Raw genomic sequence first — 19346 nt, forward strand, 5'->3', positions numbered from 1 at the left:
TTAAGCAACTGTTGGAATCAATAAAAAAGAGTGATGAGTACATGCTTAACGTGTCGTAAAGAGTTTGATGGAAGGTCAAATAGAAAGTTTTGTTCTATTTCTTGTAAGAACAAATTTCACAATACAAGAAACAGAGAGAAAGAGGCGACGGTAAATGACATCAATAAAATCCTTCACAAAAACTGGGTAACATTACACAAGTTGTACGGAATTTATAGAAGCGCCCCTATTTCATTAGATGTTGCAGAGGCATACGGATATAATCCAAAATACTTTACTCACATCCACAACAGTCCATTTGGTGAAAAATATACAATGGTTTACGATTTGGGAATTAAAAACCACATTGACAATCAGATACAAATAATCAGTATTGATTAATCAATCAAGAGCTTAGTTATAATCTTCTTAAGTCTTCATTATATTTGTACATGTCTAGATTCAATTTAAACCCTGGTTTTTTCAGCTTGCTATGCGGACTATTTATTGGCTTCAATGCCATTTCGCAAAAAAAGACCATTTCGCCTGAAATGTATGATGAATGGCAATCAATATCAACATTCAAACAAACTCCCTCTGGAAAATGGATTACTTATGAAGTAAAGCCACTTGATGGAGATCAAACCACTTATATACTTTCTGCTGGTGGTGATGTAGCCAAAGAATGGCAAAGAGCAACCAACACTCATTTACATTATAAGGATCAATTTGCATGTTTTATAATTCAACCTGCTCATGATTCGGTAAGAAAATTGAAATTAGAAAAAGCCAAAAAATCACAGTTTCCGGATGACAGTTTAGGAATTTATATGATGGCCAATGATAGCCTTATTAAGTTGGCGAATATTAAATCATACAAAGCAGCAAAAGAAGGAGATTGGATTGCATATCTATCTACTAAAGATAACAGGCCCGTTCCTGCAAGCAAAAAGAAAAAAAAGAAGAAAAAGAAAAAGGGCAACGAACCACCTAAAACATCAGGAACTACATTAACTGTGTACAACCCTACAAATGGAACTACTTCAGTTATTCACAGAGTAACAGACTATTCTTTTTCTGAAAATGGAAATAAACTAGCTTATGTATCAAGTATTAAAGGTGAAAAAGATTCATTAACTGTTCATGTTATTGATTTGGTAAAAGATGAAACAACAACACTTATTGAAAATAGCCTTGGTATTGAGAAATTAACCTTTGACGAAGACGGAAAACAGCTAGTTTTTCTAAGTTCTTTAGACACTGGAAAAGTTAAAAATTATGCGTTGGCATATTGGCAAGAAGGTCAACACAACGCTCACATCATTGTAGACTCATTGTCTAAAGACATGCCGGAAGAATATACGGTAAGTCAAAATGGACAAATCTATTTCTCTGAGAACGGAGAAAAGATCTTTTTTGGAATTAGCGAAATTCAAAGAGAGGAACCAAAAGACACTTTATTAGAGACAGAAAAAGCTCATGTGGACATTTGGGCAGGAGATGACTCCAGAATTCAACCTGAGCAATTAAAACGTCTTAAAAGAGATCAAAACAGCTCCTTCTTATCAGTGTATCACATTAAAAGAAAAAAATTCGTTCAACTTGAAAGTGAATCATTAGAACATGTAAGTCCATTAGAAAAAGGAAACTCAGAATTTGCATTGGCTTCAGATGACCAGGTATATCAAAGAGAGCGCACATGGGAATATCCTTGGAGACGTGATTATTATATTGTTTATACGTCAAGCGGCAGAAAAGAGATTTTAAAGGAAGGCTTGTATTTTGGCGGTTCTATATCTCCCGGCGGACATTATTTTGTTTATTATAACCACAGTGATTCTAGCTGGTACAGTAAAGACATTTTAGCCAAAAAAGAGAAAAAAATAAGCGCCAACGGATTAAAATTCGCAGATGACCTTAATGGACAGCCTGCTGTTGCAGATCCTTTTAGAACTTATGGCTGGACTAAATTTAATGATGACTATTACTATGCAGTAAGTGATGGGTTTGACATTTGGTATTTACATCCAAACAAAGCTGAGCAATCATTTTGCATGACTAATAAAATTGGAAGCGAACAACAGATCAAATTCTCTATTTGGCGTACAGAAAATGACAGCCTTTATTTTGCACCTGATAGAGTAATAATTCATGGGTTTGATGAAAATAACAAAGACGAATTGTTTTATAGTTTAAATAGAACTGAAAATGGGTTTGGGTTGAAAGAGTTGCTTAGAACAAATCACAAAATTATTGGATTTAATAAAGCAAAAGAAAGTGAACAGGTATTGATAAGAAGAATGAATTTTTATACTTATCCTGATCTAGAAATCACAAACACAGACTTTGACAATTTTGCCAAAATTTCTGAAGTAAATCCACAACAAAAAGAATATAATTGGGGGACTGTGGAGTTTGTAGAATGGTATGCTTATGATAGTACCAAATTGAGAGGTTTATTATACAAACCAGAGGATTTTGATTCAACTAAATCCTACCCTATGATTACATATTACTACGAAACATACACTGACAACATCAACAATTACTATGCTCCTAAACCAACGGCATCAATTGTATATCCTACTGAATATGTAAGTAATGGTTATATCTTTTTTGTTCCGGATATTAAATACACTCCGGGTTATCCTGCAAAGTCAGCCTATAACTGCATAGTAAGCGGAACAGATTATTTAACTAGAAAATACAATTGGATTGACAGTACTAGAATGGGAATTCAAGGACAAAGCTGGGGAGGATATCAAACAGCACAACTTATTACAATGACCGGAAAATATAAAGCTGCAATGGCAGGAGCACCGGTAAGTAATATGTTCTCAGCCTATGGTGGTGTAAGATGGGGAAGCGGCCTGTCTAGAATGTTCCAATATGAACACTCACAAAGTAGAATTGGTGCAACCATTTGGGAGAAACCAGAGTTATATATAGAGAACTCTCCTATATTTCATTTGCCCAATGTAACCACACCATTGTTGATTATGCATAATGACGGAGATGGCGCAGTTCCATGGTACCAGGGAATTGAGCTTTATATGGGTCTCAGAAGGTTAGATAAAGATGTTTGGTTGTTGAACTACAACAATGATGAACACAACCTGATGAAACAACCAAATAGAAGAGATTTAAGCGTTAGAATGAGGCAGTTTTTTGACTATTATTTACAAGATGCTCCAATGCCAAATTGGATGAAATATGGACTTCCTGCTCTTGATAAAGGAGAAAGAAACGGCTATGAGCTTGAAAAATAACGGGAAATAATAGGTAAATTTGTTAATAATTCGTAAATTAAAGTTCGAATGAGGCTAGTGAAAACTCTAATACTACTTACATTTTTAGCATCATCTCATGCCTTTTCACAAGGTGGGGGTGAGCAAAATGTCGTTGAAATTCCTAATATTTTCACGCCAAATGGAGATGGTATCAATGATATCTTTAAGATCAACGCTGTGGGTTTCGAAGAATTAACTTGCAATATTTACAATCGTCAAGGTGAATTAGTTTACAGATTTGAAGGATTAAATGGGAGCTGGGATGGACATACACATGCTGGTGTAAAAGTTAGCCCTGGAACGTACTTTGTAATCGTTGAAATCAGAGTAGGTGAAGAAGTAAGAACAGATCAAGAAACACTTCAAGTACAGTATTAAATTTCTACCTCAACCTCTATTTCTTTACTGTTATATTCTTGCTTTAAACGCTCTTCGTTTCTTTTCTCTATTATATCAACAAAGTAATAAACCAAACCAATTATAACAACGGCAATTATGAGTTTCCTAATTAATCCCCATGGAAATTTACGTTGATGATTCCTGTATTTAGATAGGTCTACCTTTGGTTTTTTAGATGTCATTGATCAAAGAAAGAAGGTAAAAATAAGAACAATTACCTCAGCTTAATGACGTCTTCTTTTGAATAAGGCAAAATCCATATTGGTAAAGGACAATGAAAATTCAAGACCACCTGCTCTGGCAACCTGGCCCAGTTTTGACAATGTTACGTCATAAGAAATACCAAAATTAAATCCTTTCCATTGTAAGCCAACCATAGGTGCAACTGCATCATTGATCCTTACCAACAAACCGGCAGTTAAATAAGCATCCCTTGTCAAACCAGTAGTTTTACCTCCAGTAGTTAATCTATATCTGGCAAAAGCACCGATCATTGTTTCACTGTGAGGGCCCTGCAAAAACTGGTTAAAAGTTGCTTCTAATCCAAATGGTGATCCAGAAATTTCTTTAAGGAAATAAGCATTAATACCAAATTTAGAATACAAAGGTTCTTTAACACCAAAAGTGTAAGTGATGTTAGGTTTATTAATATGAAAATAAGAGAATCCAATTCTAAAATCGGTAGCATCATCTCTTGCAAAACCAACTTTTGAATTTCCATATCTATAGCTTACACCAAAACCAATATCAGGATAAACAAAAGATACTAAACCATTATTTTCATTAGAGGGCAATGAAGGATCTAATTCAGAACCATTCCATTGATTTCCAAAAACAAGTGCGCTTAAGTTACCAGTTCTTTGCCCCATTCCTAATTGCATACCTGCTGATAATGTGTGCTGTTCAGCCACAGGAACAATAGCAGAGAAATTAAGCAACATTTGCTTGGTTCCGAACTTACTTTCTCCTCCTACATCATTGTAAAGCACTAATCCTGCTCCCATATGAGCTCTATTACCCAACTTTGGTTTGAAAAAATTAGCATCAATAGCTATCGCGGTAGTATGAAATTTTGTTCCCGCACTCACCCATTGACTTTTATGAGACACGCCTATCCTTTCCCATCCCTGAAAAAATCCGGTATAAGAAGGATTCATCAACATTGGATTGTTTTGCTGTTGCGTAAAATGAATATCCTGTGCAAAAGAAACAGCAGGTAACAATAAGAGAGATAACAATAACTTTTTCACAGCTTACCTTATTACAGTTATGTTACCGGTTTCTTCATGATGACCCGTTTCAGAGGAATCGTAAATCAACACATAGGTATAGATTCCATTGTTGACCAGCTTACTCTTATATCTTCCATCCCAAACATCTCCATATGTTGAAGATTTAAATACCGCATTACCCCATCTATCAAATAATTGGAATTGGAAATTTGTTACGTCCCATCCAACATAAATTGAATAAACATCATTGTTTCCATCAGCATTAGGTGAAAAAGCATTTGGAACATGGACACCTGTAAATCCAGTTGGATTTGGTAAAGGATTTCCTCCTCCACCCGGAGGCGGTGGTGGTGGGTTGGTTGTTGTAGTATCAATAAAATGACCAATTATAGTATCAGCCATTGTAAAATTCAATGAATCAACTAAACTATCAGGAGCCATGAAAGTGTGGTTATATGATTCCCAATAATCAAAAGCAAATCCAGCATTTGGGTTGGCTTTGAAAATAGTAAGCATTCCACCGTAATATTGTCCTGTAAAAGGATAAGAAGGTGGATAAATAGAATTTATTTTAACCTGACCGCTTCCTACAGGATCAACATCAACAGTAATATCATAAGGACCTGATAAATTATAACAACCCACCATTCCGGCAGCCATTTCAGTACATCTTTGCGTGATATAATCTTTTAAGTCCTGCACATTTTGCTGCCAGGTAGCCATTGACCCTCCCCATCTCGCAATTTGATCCGGCATTTCTGGCTCAACAACAGCAACCATGCTATCAATAAAAGGAATCATGTAATCACACGAAAAATAGGTGTTCATCAAATCTGCATATCTGGCAATATACTCTTGCTCAAATTCAGGATTTTCCATCAATTTATTCAAAATAGGAATATGCCCTTGACCACCTGGGTCCGGTAATGATTCCGGGTTGCATGGATCAGCATCTGGATTTGTGTTTGGTATACCTGTATAATTGATATAATGACCCCAACTGGCATCATTGTCCCAAAGTGTATATCTCCACTTTTGTTTATCCGCTTCTGGGGCAGGAATATGTCCATGCCACCAGGCTGTGTTCCAATTCAACCAATCTGAAGTAACTATATATGAATTCAAAACCACATAGTCTATTAAACTTCCGGTATTGTATTTAGATTTCACATAAGCATATTGAACCGGATCTGTCATATCTCCAGTTGTAATATAGTTCACCAAATCATTCCATTCAGTCATAGCAGGATCACCATATTCTGCCCATGTTCCACCCCAGGTTTTTAAAAATTCAATGTCATATTTATCTTGATTGTAATAATGATCTGTAAAATCAGAGTCATCAACTTTTTCACGCATGTCGTAAACTCCCCAATATTCACCGTTAACGTAAACAATTCCGAACCTACTAGATCTTTCATCCAATCTTAGATCTGCATATTGTGATAAGGTATGTACAGCAGCATCTCTAATATGGGCACCTCCATTGGAAAATGGATAATTATCATTTGCGGCAGCTTTTACTATCAATTTTTGATATTCATCTCTGTTTTTGTGCGGGAATATATCATGTCTAATCGCATTCATACTCCCATACTCATCTCTTACAACAAGGTCAAAACCTCTTTGATCATAAGCCCATGAATCATTACCATGCTTGTTGTAATAACCGGTTCCTTCATTCACCATGCTACCATCTGTTTCAAAAAACTCATAACCTCCATCAAAATTATTACTGAAAGATCCTGGTGCATTATCTTCTAAAAAGTCTTTTACCTGATCACCGTAAACTGATAATACAGGAAGCGTATGTGAATCATCTATAATATAAGTATTTGACTCAACGAAACTTGGAGGAGTATTTGGATCTGAAGAAAATGCTCTAGCTCTCAAAACAGCTGTAGAACTTATGTTAATAGCTCCAGTATATTGAGTTGAACCCGTAGTAGGCACAGACCCATCAAGTGTATAATAAATAGTAGCCGAACCATCAGTTGTGGCCAGCGTAACACTTTGTGAACCAGTGTAAAATCCGGCAGCTAGTGATATAGTAGGCTTAGCAGTGTAATAGTTAATGGCTCCTGTATTAGCACCATTAGGAGTAGGGTTTGAAAACAGACTCCATGTCAAAGCACCATCTGTTGTTCTACCATAAGAATGATCTTTTTGTGTCATGTTCACAATGGCAAGACTGTCTTGAATAGCACCACCACTTGAAGACAAAATAATCCATTCGTTTTTTGTTTGCGTCAAAGCAAAATTTGGGTGTAACTCATTTCCATTTAGTTCATCCCTTTTTGAACAAAAAACCATCATGTATCCTCCTGCGGGAACTGATGCTCCGACAGGGATTTGCCATTTAGCAAGATTGTTTGGATTGTCAGATAGAAAAAAGCCGGATAAATCAAATGCCGAAGCACCAATATTGTGAAGCTCTATCCAATCTTCTCTTTCTCCGTAAGCGTCTATAGGACCTGTGCGATTTGAACACGAATATTCATTAATAATCACTTGACTAAAACTGACTGAACCCACAGCCAATCCAACGCAGAGTAGTAACGTTTTCATAACACAATAAACACATTTCTGAGGTAAAAGGTTGCATATTTAACAAATAGGCCAACCTTCATGCGCTTAAAGATACTGAAAACCTCCTATTTTTCAACATTTTACGAAGTATTTAACGAAATGATCCAATGTTAAGAGAATTTTATCAAATCATTTCCTAATTTTGAAAAAGGATGAAACAACTGATTTTAATCTTGTTAGCAGGTGCTGCTCTTACGGCTTGCAACAAGGAACCAGGACTAGGAGGCACCTCAACAATTGAAGGTAAAGTCTATAAAATTGAAACCAATGTGCTAGGACAGATTTTGGCTGAATACTACGAGGCTGATAGAGATGTGTACATTTTGTATGGTGATGATGACGAAATTTATGACGATAAATTCGCCACTAGTTACGAAGGAAGTTACCAATTTACCAATCTACTTCCAGGTAAGTATACCGTTTTTGCCTATTCACGTTGTGATGCTTGTGCAAGTGGAGACACTATCGTTTCACAAACTGTAGACATTACAGAAAAGGGAACAACTTATACATTAGAGGACTTAGTAATCTATAAATGATAAAAAAACTCTCATTTATATTGCTCTTCTTTGTTTCGTTTTCTGCTGTGGGACAAAAAACTGACGCTATGTTTTGGACAGGTGTTGGATTAGATTTGGGTATTACAAAAGATCTAAAAGTTGAATATGAAACTCAATTTAGATTAGATCAAAATGCTAGTAGATTATCTCAATACTATTCAGAACTTGGTGTAGGATACGACCTTAAATATGGTTTTGACGCAGGATTCGTATATAGATACTCTAGAAAAAATGAAGGAAGCTATTACTTCAATGAAAGTCGTTTATGCTTTGATATCTCATGGAAATACAAAACTGAATTTGGTTTATCTGCTAGATTAAAAACCAGGTATCAACATGCTTTTGATCGATTCAAAACAGTAAATGACGTAGTTCCAAACAAAAAGAACACCTTGCGTTTTAGCTTGAAATTTGATTATGAGCACCCCGAATTTAAATTGATACAGCCATTCATCTCACCAGAACTATTTATAGCATTACCACCAAATAATAGTAATGTTTTAGACACCTACAGAGTTAAAGGAGGTTTGACTTTTGATCTTCCTAAAAGACATGAAATTACTGTGTTTTATATGTATGAACATGAAAACAGAAATACAGACAACTTGAATCACATTTATTGTCTTCAGTATAACTACTCTTTCAAATCTTTACACAAAAAGAAAAAGTAATTATTCAACCAACTCTAGGTCAATCTGTTTTCTTCCTAATGAAACCTTTGCAATTTTAACTCTAAGGTGTTCACCCAGGTTAAATTCATCACCTGATCTTTTTCCATATACCACGTAATCATTCTCGTCAAAGTAATAGCTATCGCCTCTCAAGCTTTTAAGAGAAATCATTCCTTCACAGAAGTTTTCAAGCAATTCTACATATATTCCCCAATCGGTTAAACCTGTGATTATTCCTTCAAAGATTTCACCCTCTTTATCTTCCAAATAAACAGCCTGGAAATACTTTTTAGAAGCTCTTTCGGCTTCAACAGCTCTTCTTTCAGTTTGTGAAATATGCTCAGCCGTCTTTTGCATACCCTCTATTCGCGACTTAGTGCCATTTAATTTATTCAAGAGCACCCTGTGCACCATTAAATCGGCATACCTCCTAATTGGAGAAGTAAAGTGAGCATAATATTCAAACCCCAGACCGTAATGCCCTATGTTCTCCGTGTCATAAACAGCCTTAGCCATTGATTTTATTGCCATTGATTGAATCACATTATACTCCGCCTCATCCCTCATTTCATGAAATAACTTATTCATGTTTTTGGCAATATCATCTTCATTTTTAAACGAAAACGCCTTTCCAAACTTTGAAACGAAAACAGCAAATTGCTGCACTTTTTCAAGGTCTGGTTTATCGTGAACCCTATAAATCAATTCTCTCGGATGTTTTTGTTTTACATCACCAACAAATTTCCCTACACTTTTATTGGCCAAAAGCATGAATTCTTCAATCAGTTTATTGGCATCCTTTTGAACTTTTTTAAATATTTCAACGGGCTTGCCTGCCTCATCTAACTGAAATCTGATTTCAGAGGTATTAACTTCTAAACCACCTTTTTTCATTCGGCGATCTCTAAGGTTTTTGGCTATTGTATCAAGCGTTAAAATTTCTTTTGATAACTCTCCTTTTCCACTCTCAATAATTTCTTGAGCTTCTTCATAGGCAAACCTTCTTTTGGAGCGAATAACAGTTTTACCAAACCACTGTGAATGAACATCACCATTCATGTCAAGATCAAAAACTGCCGAAAAGGCAAATTTGTCTTCATCCGGACGCAAACTACAAACACCATTTGAAAGATGCTCTGGCAACATTGGAATAACCCTGTCTACCAAATAAACAGAATTCCCCCTTTCAAGTGCCTCAATATCCAACTGTGATCCCTCCTTCACATAATGCCCAACATCCGCAATATGAACTCCGACCCTAATCATCTCTTTATCCAGAAATTCTATTGACAATGCATCATCAAAATCTTTTGCATCAATTGGATCAATAGTAATGGTTAAAATATCTCTAAAATCTCTTCTATTGGCAATTTCTTCCTCAGGTAATTGCATAGAAATTTGGCTTGCTTCTGCCAGCACCTCATCAGGAAAAGTGAACTTTATTCCATTTGCCGCTAAAATTCCCTTCATTTCAGCTTCATTGGACTCGGGTCTTCCAAGTACTTCAACTATTTTACCAAATGGGCTCTTTGCTGTATCCGGCCAATCAGTAATTTCAGCAATTGCCTTGTCCCCATTTTGAGCTCCTTTAAGTGCTGAACCAGAAATGAAAATATCTACATTAAGTTTTGGGTCATCAGGAACAAGGAATGAAAAATGATCCTGGATATCTAATGATCCAACTATCAATTTGTTCTTTCTTTCAATAACATTAGTTATTTTTCCCTCTAGTTTTTTCCCCTTGCTTCGTGTCAATTCAACAGCAACGGTATCTCCATTCATGGCCCTACCTGTATTCCTCTCAGAAATAAAAATATCTTCGTTAAAACCTTCTACAATAACATAACCTGATCCTCTTCTTCCGGCATCAAACACTCCTATCAGCTTACTTGACTGTTTAGGAATATTCATAGCTTTAAATTTACCCCTCTGAACTTCCTTCAATAAGCCTTCCTGACTTAGTGTATTTAAAATAGTATAGATGAGCTTTCTGATCTCTCCATCATGGACTTCTAAAAAGCTTGCAACTTGCTTATAATTTAACTGTTTATTGGGGTTTTCGGCAAAAAGACTTAGGATGTCTTCACGTAACTTTTTGCTCAATTTTGTTTTGCCTTTCTTATTGTTTTTGCCCATTGATTTCTATTTCTGTTCCAAAAATATCAATAATTTCCCTCGAAATCCGCAACTATTCAGTATTTTCGTAAGCTTATACTTTGCAGACAAAAAAAGCATAAACATTTATGAATAAACGAATTGAAGAAGTACTGAACAAGCAAATAGAATTAGAGGCTAGTTCATCACATCATTATTTAGGAATGGCATCATGGGCAGAGAATGCTGGATACAATGGTGTAGCAAGCTTTTTGTATGCTCATTCTGATGAAGAAAGACAACATATGTTGCGTCTTGTAAAATTCGTAAATGAGCGTGGTGGAAAAGCGATTATTCCTTCTTTGAAATCAGATGTCATTTCGTTTGAATCACTGCAAGAAGTTTTTGAACAATTGTTAAGTCATGAGGTGGCGGTTACAAATTCAATTAACGAAGTTGTATTTATTTGTCTGGAAGAAAAAGATTATACCACACATACTTTTATGCAGTGGTATGTTTCTGAACAATTAGAAGAAGAAGCTTTGGCGCGTACTATTTTAGACAAGTTGAAGCTAATAGGAAACGACAAGGGAGGCATGTATTTGTTTGATAGAGACCTTGAAAATTTCCAGGCTGATTCTATCGCAAATGAACAAGCTTAAATTTTTGGCATACTTTTAGTACTTTAGGAATCCATATTTCAAACTTTTGAGTAGAAAAATATACATAGCAATAATTGGTCTGATCTTGTGCAGCTGGTCTTTTTTCCCGCCGTCACAGACGCAGATGAGAGACACACGTTCTCCCGTTAAAGCTTTGTATTTATACAATTTTGCTACTTTAATTGATTGGCCTTCTGAATACAGAAAGGGCAATTTTGTTATTGGTGTATATGGAGCAAAAGAAGGGGTGTATGAAAGTTTAAAAATGAAATATGAGGGAAAGGCAATTGGTAGCCAGGAAATCGTAGTTCAAAATTATACTTCATCTACTCAAATATCTGATGCACACATTTTGTACATTACACCTACCAAAAGTTCATCATTTTCAACCTTAGAAACTCAGTTTAAAAATAAAAGCACGCTTTTTGTTACAGAAAAAGATGGTTACCTAAGTAAAGGTGCAGCTATCAATTTTGTAGTGGAAGGTAGTTCGCAAAAATTTGAGATTAATAAATCAAATGCAAAAAAGCACAAACTTGTAATTGCCGATAGATTATTAGATCTGGCAACCAAAGTTGTTGAATAAAATGAAGACCGTAATTAAAATATCGTTATTGATGCTGTTGTTGCTAGCCAACAAGGTATACGGTCAGGCGTACACTATTGCCGCAAACAACTGCTATAAGGAAAAGGATTATCAATGTGCTCAAACTCAAATTGATTCAGCCATTATAACAAACGAGCGTTTTAATTCTCAAACATGGCAGTTAAGAGGTTTGATTTATAAAAAATTAGAAACACCTGAAAACCTTGAGCCAAGAGAAATTGCAATTGAATCTTTTGTTCAGGCTAGAAATGTTGATTCTGCTAAGGTGTATGAAGAAAAAATTACAAGCTTACTGCACAATACCATTATCAGATATTACAATGATGCCGTGGTTTATCTTGAAAATAACGATTTAAATGCGTCAGAAAAATCTTATTCAAAATACATTACCAGCTATAAAAAGTACGTTAATGCGCAACAAGATTTTACTGCTTCTGACATTGAATATTACAACGCTTTAGGCGCTAAATGTTTGAAAACAGCTTCGATTAAAGAAGGTGAAGAAAAAGAAAAATTGATTAATAAAGGAATTGAATGTTATTTGATTGTGTTAGAAAAAGACAGCACACAATTCCAATCGAATTTCAATTTAGGTGTTACTTACTATAACAAAGGTGCCGATATTGCCGTAAACATAGATCCACTTACACCAATTGAAGAAATACCGGCAATTGAAGCAAAGGTGCAGGATTACTTTTCAAAGGCACTTCCTTATTTACTAAGAGCTAGAGAAATTGAACCTGACAGATTAGATGTTATTGAAGCGATTACAGGATGTTACTATGGATTGTTAGACAATGAAAACTATCTGAAACATCAAACATTGCTAGATGAAAAGAATTTGCCTAAATTACTGGAGCGAGTTGACAAAAATCCTAAAGACAGAGAAGCACTGGAAAGCTTAGTTAGGATTTACGACACAACCCTAAAAGATAAAGACAAGTTTATTAAGTACAACAAGATGCTGGAGAATTTGGAGATGGAGGAGTAAGATGCATGAATGAGTTTTAGATTTACCATAGGAAAAAAAATAGGGACGGGATTTGGCGTCCTTATTCTGTTTATAATAGTAGTCTTTGGGGCTACTTTTTTTGCAGTTAATAATGGTATTAAAACCTTCCGCGAAAACGACAACACTTCCAATGAACTGATACAGGTTCTTACCCCATCTAAAGAGAAAGTAACCAAACTTAGAATCCTTGTTAATGAATCTAAATTATTGGCCATCCAATGGGTTGATCACCAGGGAAGAAACGACACTCCTGATAAAATCAGACTGAGTAATTTAATGCAGCAAAACATCCCAAGCACAAGGGATGAAATCATTGCGCTTTCTGCTAACTGGAAAGATGAGCATGATGTTTTGGTGTTAAATAATGCAATTGGTAAGATTGATACGCTTTTTGCCTTTTATGAAGAGGTGATGATGTTGCTACCAGACATTGCAAGTTATGACGATCCTTTGTTCTCATTACAAGCACGATTTTTTGTATTGCAAGATGGTGATATTCCTGTATTAGCGGGTAAAATAGACCAAAACCTACTCACCCTTCAAAACAGTTTAGAGCGCAAAGAAGCAGATGCTTTGGAATTGGTGAAAAACTCTTCTGAAAAGGCGAAAAAGAGATTCCAAAGCCTAACCATTTTTTGGATTTTAGGAGCAGCACTAATTATTTTGGCTGTGGTCATTGCTGCCTTTACTACTAACTCAATTGTAAAGCCTGTAAGATCATTAAGAAGTATATTATTATCATTGGGTAAAGGTATTTTTCCTGACACCAAAATTGTTATCAGAAATGATGAAATTGGTGATATGTCACAAGCAATGATAGAGCTGGTTGACGGATTACAACGTACTACCGATTTTGCAAATCAAGTAGGTCAAAGTAATTTTAGCTATCCATATGAGCCTTTGAGTGATGAAGACGTTCTTGGACATGCCCTGCTTAAAATGAAGGATGAATTGGCCGAAACTGAGCGTATTCTTGAGCAAAAGGTGAAAGAACGTACTGAGGAAGTTGTTAAGCAAAAAGACGAGATTGAATCTCAAAATAAAAAACTAGAAGAGCTATACAAAGACGTTACAGACAGTATTAGATACGCGAAACGTCTACAGTATTCTATCTTGCCACCTGAAGAAAAGGTAAAAACCATTTGCCCCAATTCATTTGTGTTATTTAAACCTAAAGACATTGTATCAGGTGACTTCTACTGGTTTGATCAATTGAATGGAAAATCTTATTGTGCAGCAGTTGACTGTACAGGACACGGTGTGCCAGGAGCGTTTATGAGTTTAGTAGGAGCTAATGGATTGAATGCAGCTGTAAGAGAACACCACACAGATAAACCGGGAAGCATCATTGATGAATTGAACAGTTTTGTTGCAGAAACTCTTAACAAAACAAGAGAAGACAATGACGTAAGAGATGGTATGGATCTTTCTCTAATCTCTATAGATTACAAAACATTACAGCTTGAATTTGCTGGAGCCTACAACCCAATCTATATAATCAGAAACGAAGAATTTATCATCCTACCTGCAGATAAATTCGCCATAGGGTCTTTTGATCCAGGAACAAAAAATTACAACAATCAGCTATTTCAATTGGAAAAAGGTGATCAAATCTACATGTTCAGTGATGGATATGCAGATCAGTTTGGAGGTGACAAAGGAAAAAAATTCCTTTACAAAACATTTAGGGAAGAGTTATTGAGAGTTCATCTATTGTCACCAGATGAGCAGAGAAAAGAATTAAACAAAACCATAGTTAATTGGCAAGGAGATTATGCACAAGTAGATGATATACTTGTTATAGGAATCCGCATTTAGTCTAATGAACGTACGTCGCTTACTCATTATCCTTTCTATTTTTCAGTTTGGTCTATTAAGTAATGGCCAACAAAAGAGTATTAAGTTTGATACTTATACAATTGAAGATGGGTTATCTCAAAGTCAGGTGACCAGTATTCAACAAGACGCTACAGGATATATTTGGATAGCTACTCAAGACGGCCTTAACAGATTTGATGGTTATAACTTCCAGGTTGTTAAAAACAAAGGAGACAATCAGCTTTCATTGCCGAATAATTATGTCCACAATTTATTACCTGACAACAGTGGAAATTTGTGGTTTGGTACCAACAGAGGCTTAGGTAAACTAAATACCAAAACAGGTGAAATCACTAAAGTTAATCGCACTACTTTCCCAGAATTAAAAGGATATATATTCACCCATTTAACTTTCGACGGATATGGAGAATTATGGGCGCTTTCAGAAAAGCATGGAATTAACGTAATCAATGTAAGATCCAAAAAAGTAAGAAACATCACCACCATTGGTTCAAACTCAGCCTTTTCTAGTCTCTACTGCGATAGAAACAATAATATTTGGGTAGGAACTAAATATGGAGAAGTTTACTATTCATCAGAGCCATACGAAGAGTTTACAGAGGTTAAGAATGTCGACCTGGGAGCATTGGGTCAAATCAATCACATTACAGAAAACAGGTATGGACATGTCATTTTAAGTACAGAAACAGGACCTTTCTTTGTGGTAGACAAGACAATACTTCAGCCCTTGCTTCCTAACAATTTACTGAATGATGTAAAGTTAAAATACATCTATGTTGAAAATGACGAACACATTTGGTTAGGATCAGCTGAAAACGGTTTATACCTATATGAAACCAATGCAGAAGGCAAATCACATCTTTATCAATATGCTAAAAACCCCTATAACAAATCAACCATTGTAGACAACAATGTAAGTTGTATTTATGAAGACAGAAATGGAGTAATATGGGTAGGAACTGAAAAGGGAATTTCAAAATTTGATAAATACAAACAAGGATTTACCACAGTTTCTCTAAACAACAATCCAGAACAAGGCTTAATTGATTACAATGTTTGGTCATTTGCTGAAGATACCGCTCACAATATCTATATAGGAACCAAGAAAGATTTAACCATTTTCAAGGAGGCTGACAATAAGTTCTATCACATTTACAGAAAGGACAATTTCCAGCACTATCTACTGTGCATTTATGTAGAAGACCCACAAACAGTATGGCTTGGTTATGAAGATGGTTTATTTAGGCTAACATCCGACAAAAACTATTATAACTACAACTTTGAAAGAATCAAATTTGTTGATGATCATCATTCATCTTACACAAGAGTTTACCAAATTATTGATGCTGATGCCGATAGGCTTTGGATAGGTTCAAGATCCGGATTATCCATCATTGATAAGAAAACAAAGAAATTCGAATTCTATGAGTATGACGGATCAGATAATTGCATTGGAGATGGTGCAGTTAAGATCATATATAAGGATCTATCTAAAAAAATATGGATAGTTACTACCAATTCCGGACTGTACAATATGGTAACCAACCAAGAAGGAAAAATAGAGTTTCGACATTATCCAATTAATAATTACAATGAAGAAAATGGTCAAATTACCACCATACTTCAAACTGAACCAGGTTTTCTATGGTTTGGAACATACGGAGAAGGATTAAAGAAGTTAAACCTCAACACTAACAACGCAACAGGCTGGAACGAAGCCAATGGCCTTTCAAACAATGTTGTTTATGGAATCTTGCCTGATGATGAAGGAAATTTGTGGATGAGTACAAACAAAGGATTATCCAAATTCGAAATTAATTCTGAGCACATAAGCACTTACGGAGTAAAAGATGGCTTACAATCAAATGAGTTCAATTCAGGGGCATATATGAAAAGCTCTATGGGTCAATTGTACTTTGGAGGAATCAACGGTTATAACGTATTTAACCCATCAGAAATTAATATAAATCCAAATGCTCCAGAAGTAATTATTACCTCTGTTTTACTATCTCCAAAAGGATCTAAAAAGAAACAGATGATAGCTAAAAATGTCATCTCAAGACAAAGTTTAGAATTGGACTATAATCAAAATGACATAAGTTTTGAATTCGCAGCTACCGACTTTTCAAATCCTGCGAAAAACAAGTTTAAGTACATTCTTGAAGGACATGAAGAAGAATATACAATACTAGAAGATGAATACAAAGTAAACTTCTTAAACATACCTCCGGGATCTTATAATTTAAAGGTATTTGCTCAAAGTGCAGATGGCATTTGGAGCACACGCCCGACAGAGATAACCATTAAAATTACGCCTCCATTTTGGTTAACATGGTGGTTTAGAATTTTAGCTATTCTATTAATCACATTCATTGGTTTTGTAATGTACAGAAGACGTTTAGATAAAATTAGACGTCAAAAAGTACGCCTTGAAATAGAAGTTGTAAAACGTACAAGACAGATTACAGAACAAAGTAAGAAAATCCAGGAACAAGCCAAAAAAGCAGAGATTCAAGCCGCCAAAATTGAGCACCAAAATGAATTGCTTGAAAAGGAAAAAGTTAAGGTTGAACAACTCCTATTAAATATTTTACCTGAGGGCACTGCCGAAGAACTAAAAAATAAGGGGAGATCTAAGGCAAGATACTATAGAAACGTTTCTGTAATGTTTACAGACTTCGTTGGCTTTTCTAAGATTGCAGAGGATATGAAACCTCAAGAACTGGTAATGCAATTGGATGGATATTTTTCAAAATTTGATGAGATTATTGAAAAATATGACCTAGAAAAAATTAAAACCATTGGAGATTCATACATGTGTGCCGGAGGAGTTCCTATTAGAAATAAATCCAATTCAATTGAAGTTACCCTGGCAGCTTTGGAGATTCAAAATTACATGGAAATAAGGGCTGAACAAGATCCAAACACCTGGAAAATTAGAATTGGAATTAATACAGGAGAAGTTATTGCCGGTGTAATTGGATTAAAAAGGTTTGCTTATGACATTTGGGGAGCATCAGTAAACCAGGCTCAAAGAATGGAGATGCATGGCCAACCTGGTATTGTAAATGTATCGGGAAACACTTATGAATACATAGCTCCTTACTTTGACTGTAATTACAGAGGTAAAATCCAAACCAAACATAAAGGGATGTTGGATATGTACTCTGTAAAAGGCATCAAGCCAGAGTTATCTGTAGGAGGAAAAGGATTAAAACCTAACAAAAAGTTCTGGAAGATTGTAGATCTGCATTTATACAGTTCAATCAATTATATGAAGGCTGAGCGTCACATTATGCGAATTCTTGAAAGTCAGCTTTCTCCTAAATTATTATATCACAGTATTAATCATACCATTGATGTTACTAAAGCAGTTGAGCGTTTAGCCATCATGGAAGGAATTACGGATGAGGATCTTTTCTTGTTAAAATCTGCTGCAACCTATCATGACGCAGGATTCATTGAAAAATATGAGCATAACGAAGCAGTAGGAATGAGATTAGCAAGAGAAATACTTCCTAAATATGGTTATACTGATGATCAAATAAACATCATTGACGCCCTTATAAAATCAACAGAAATTCCACAAAGTCCTACCAATTTATTAGAACAAATAATGTGTGATGCCGACTTGGATTATTTAGGTAGAGATGATTTTCACGAAATAGCTGACCTGCTAAGAAGAGAGCTTAGAGAGCACGGTAAATTAAATAGTGACAGAGAATGGGATAAGATCCAAATTAAATTCTTGGAAGCTCACACCTACTTCACTAAAAGCGCAATAAAATTAAGACGTGCAAAGAAATTAAAGCACATAGAAGAGATTAAGCAAAAGCTTGAAACTTACGATTACAAAGACTAATTAAAGTCTTCCAAATCCACCTTTGTTCTTTTTCTCAATAACATCTGAACGCCACAATTCAGTAGAAGGTACGCTTTCCATTCCTGAAATAAGAATAGATCCTTCTTTAGTATCAATCATAACGTTCATATCAAAAGCAACTTCCACAGAAGTTCCCATTTTCAACTTCACGTCAATTTCATTACCGTTAGCAACGATTGATTGATAAGTGCCTTCAAAATGAAGTTTTCCACAATGATAAGTAACTGATGATTCTCTAAGTATTAGAGCAATGTCAAAGCCTGAAGCTCGCATCTTTTTATTGTTTTCTTTTTTAAACTCATAATCCTGTACTTCTGCGTAGTATTCACCTACCGCTTTTTTAGGAAGAGAATTAGCCAATGAGATGGTAGCAATAGAAAATGCCAACAACAAAACTGCTTTTTTCATGGTTATCAAGGTTTTATAGGTAGCGACAAATGTAAAATCTATTTTAATATAAGCAAGCACCTATGTTGAAAAACCTACTACTTTGTTTAAATGTATCCAGGTTTTTAACACTGCGCATCTT

At 35.3% G+C, this 19346-nt stretch carries 15 protein-coding genes; 10 read left to right on the forward strand and 5 right to left on the reverse strand.

Features of this window, described 5'->3' with window-relative positions:
- The first annotated feature begins 33 nt into the window (after nt 1-33).
- Genes K6119_RS12370 through K6119_RS12380 form a run of 3 tightly spaced genes read left to right on the forward strand, consistent with a single transcriptional unit; the run spans nt 34 to nt 3647 of the window.
- Nucleotides 34-381, forward strand: coding sequence for a hypothetical protein (locus tag K6119_RS12370; protein ID WP_221832136.1), 348 nt, complete (start codon nt 34-36; stop codon nt 379-381).
- A gap of 50 nt (nt 382-431) precedes the next feature.
- Nucleotides 432-3248, forward strand: coding sequence for an alpha/beta hydrolase family protein (locus K6119_RS12375; RefSeq protein ID WP_221832138.1), 2817 nt, complete (start codon nt 432-434; stop codon nt 3246-3248).
- A 57-nt stretch (nt 3249-3305) separates the two neighbouring features.
- Nucleotides 3306-3647, forward strand: a complete 342-nt coding sequence (locus tag K6119_RS12380) for a gliding motility-associated C-terminal domain-containing protein (protein WP_237828014.1) — start codon at nt 3306-3308, stop codon at nt 3645-3647.
- Here K6119_RS12380 and K6119_RS12385 read toward each other — a convergent pair.
- The 3 genes from K6119_RS12385 to K6119_RS12395 are packed head-to-tail and all read right to left on the reverse strand — an operon-like array spanning nt 3644 to nt 7468.
- Entirely contained in the window at nt 3644-3850 is a 207-nt protein-coding gene (locus tag K6119_RS12385; RefSeq protein ID WP_221832142.1) for a hypothetical protein, read from the reverse strand. The two genes, K6119_RS12380 and K6119_RS12385, sit on opposite strands and share 4 nt — an antisense overlap.
- A 42-nt stretch (nt 3851-3892) precedes the next feature.
- On the reverse strand, nt 3893-4918 hold the full coding sequence (locus tag K6119_RS12390) for a PorP/SprF family type IX secretion system membrane protein (protein ID WP_221832144.1): 1026 nt from the start codon (nt 4916-4918) through the stop codon (nt 3893-3895).
- A 3-nt stretch (nt 4919-4921) separates the two neighbouring features.
- Entirely contained in the window at nt 4922-7468 is a 2547-nt protein-coding gene (locus K6119_RS12395; RefSeq protein ID WP_221832145.1) for a CotH kinase family protein, read from the reverse strand.
- 173 nt (nt 7469-7641) lie between these two features.
- Between K6119_RS12395 and K6119_RS12400 the strand changes: the two genes are divergently transcribed.
- Together K6119_RS12400 and K6119_RS12405 are read left to right on the forward strand one after the other, a co-directional pair.
- Nucleotides 7642-8028, forward strand: a complete 387-nt coding sequence (locus K6119_RS12400) for a hypothetical protein (RefSeq protein WP_221832147.1) — start codon at nt 7642-7644, stop codon at nt 8026-8028.
- The gene (locus tag K6119_RS12405) at nt 8025-8720 is read left to right on the forward strand and encodes a DUF2490 domain-containing protein (RefSeq protein WP_221832149.1); all 696 of its coding nucleotides are present in this window, start codon (nt 8025-8027) and stop codon (nt 8718-8720) included. The genes K6119_RS12400 and K6119_RS12405 overlap by 4 nt, the downstream gene beginning before the upstream one ends.
- Here K6119_RS12405 and rnr read toward each other — a convergent pair whose 3' ends face one another.
- Entirely contained in the window at nt 8721-10856 is a 2136-nt protein-coding gene (gene rnr, locus K6119_RS12410; RefSeq protein ID WP_221832151.1) for a ribonuclease R, read from the reverse strand.
- A 107-nt stretch (nt 10857-10963) separates the two neighbouring features.
- Between rnr and K6119_RS12415 the strand changes: the two genes are divergently transcribed.
- The 5 genes from K6119_RS12415 to K6119_RS12435 all read left to right on the forward strand — a co-directional run bounded on the left by K6119_RS12415 (nt 10964) and on the right by K6119_RS12435 (nt 18796).
- The gene (locus K6119_RS12415) at nt 10964-11476 is read left to right on the forward strand and encodes a ferritin (protein ID WP_221832153.1); all 513 of its coding nucleotides are present in this window, start codon (nt 10964-10966) and stop codon (nt 11474-11476) included.
- A 124-nt stretch (nt 11477-11600) separates the two neighbouring features.
- A complete protein-coding gene (locus K6119_RS12420; protein ID WP_221832155.1) occupies nt 11601-12062 on the forward strand; it encodes a YfiR family protein in 462 nt (153 codons plus the stop codon).
- Between the two features lies 1 nt (nt 12063).
- Complete coding sequence (locus K6119_RS12425; protein ID WP_221832158.1) at nt 12064-13074, forward strand: hypothetical protein; 1011 nt, start codon at nt 12064-12066, stop codon at nt 13072-13074.
- A 9-nt stretch (nt 13075-13083) separates the two neighbouring features.
- Nucleotides 13084-14913, forward strand: a complete 1830-nt coding sequence (locus tag K6119_RS12430; protein WP_221832159.1) for a SpoIIE family protein phosphatase — start codon at nt 13084-13086, stop codon at nt 14911-14913.
- Nucleotides 14914-14917: 4 nt separating this feature from the next.
- The gene (locus K6119_RS12435) at nt 14918-18796 is read left to right on the forward strand and encodes an adenylate/guanylate cyclase domain-containing protein (RefSeq protein ID WP_221832161.1); all 3879 of its coding nucleotides are present in this window, start codon (nt 14918-14920) and stop codon (nt 18794-18796) included.
- On the opposite strand, the gene K6119_RS12440 is transcribed toward K6119_RS12435, so the two are convergent.
- Nucleotides 18797-19225 carry a hypothetical protein gene (locus tag K6119_RS12440; RefSeq protein ID WP_221832163.1) on the reverse strand — a complete coding sequence of 143 codons (429 nt, stop codon included), beginning with the start codon at nt 19223-19225 and terminating at the stop codon, nt 18797-18799.
- Between the last annotated feature and the right edge of the window lie 121 nt (nt 19226-19346).

Source organism: Paracrocinitomix mangrovi, assembly GCF_019740355.2.
Taxonomy (GTDB): domain Bacteria; phylum Bacteroidota; class Bacteroidia; order Flavobacteriales_D; family Crocinitomicaceae; genus Paracrocinitomix; species Paracrocinitomix mangrovi.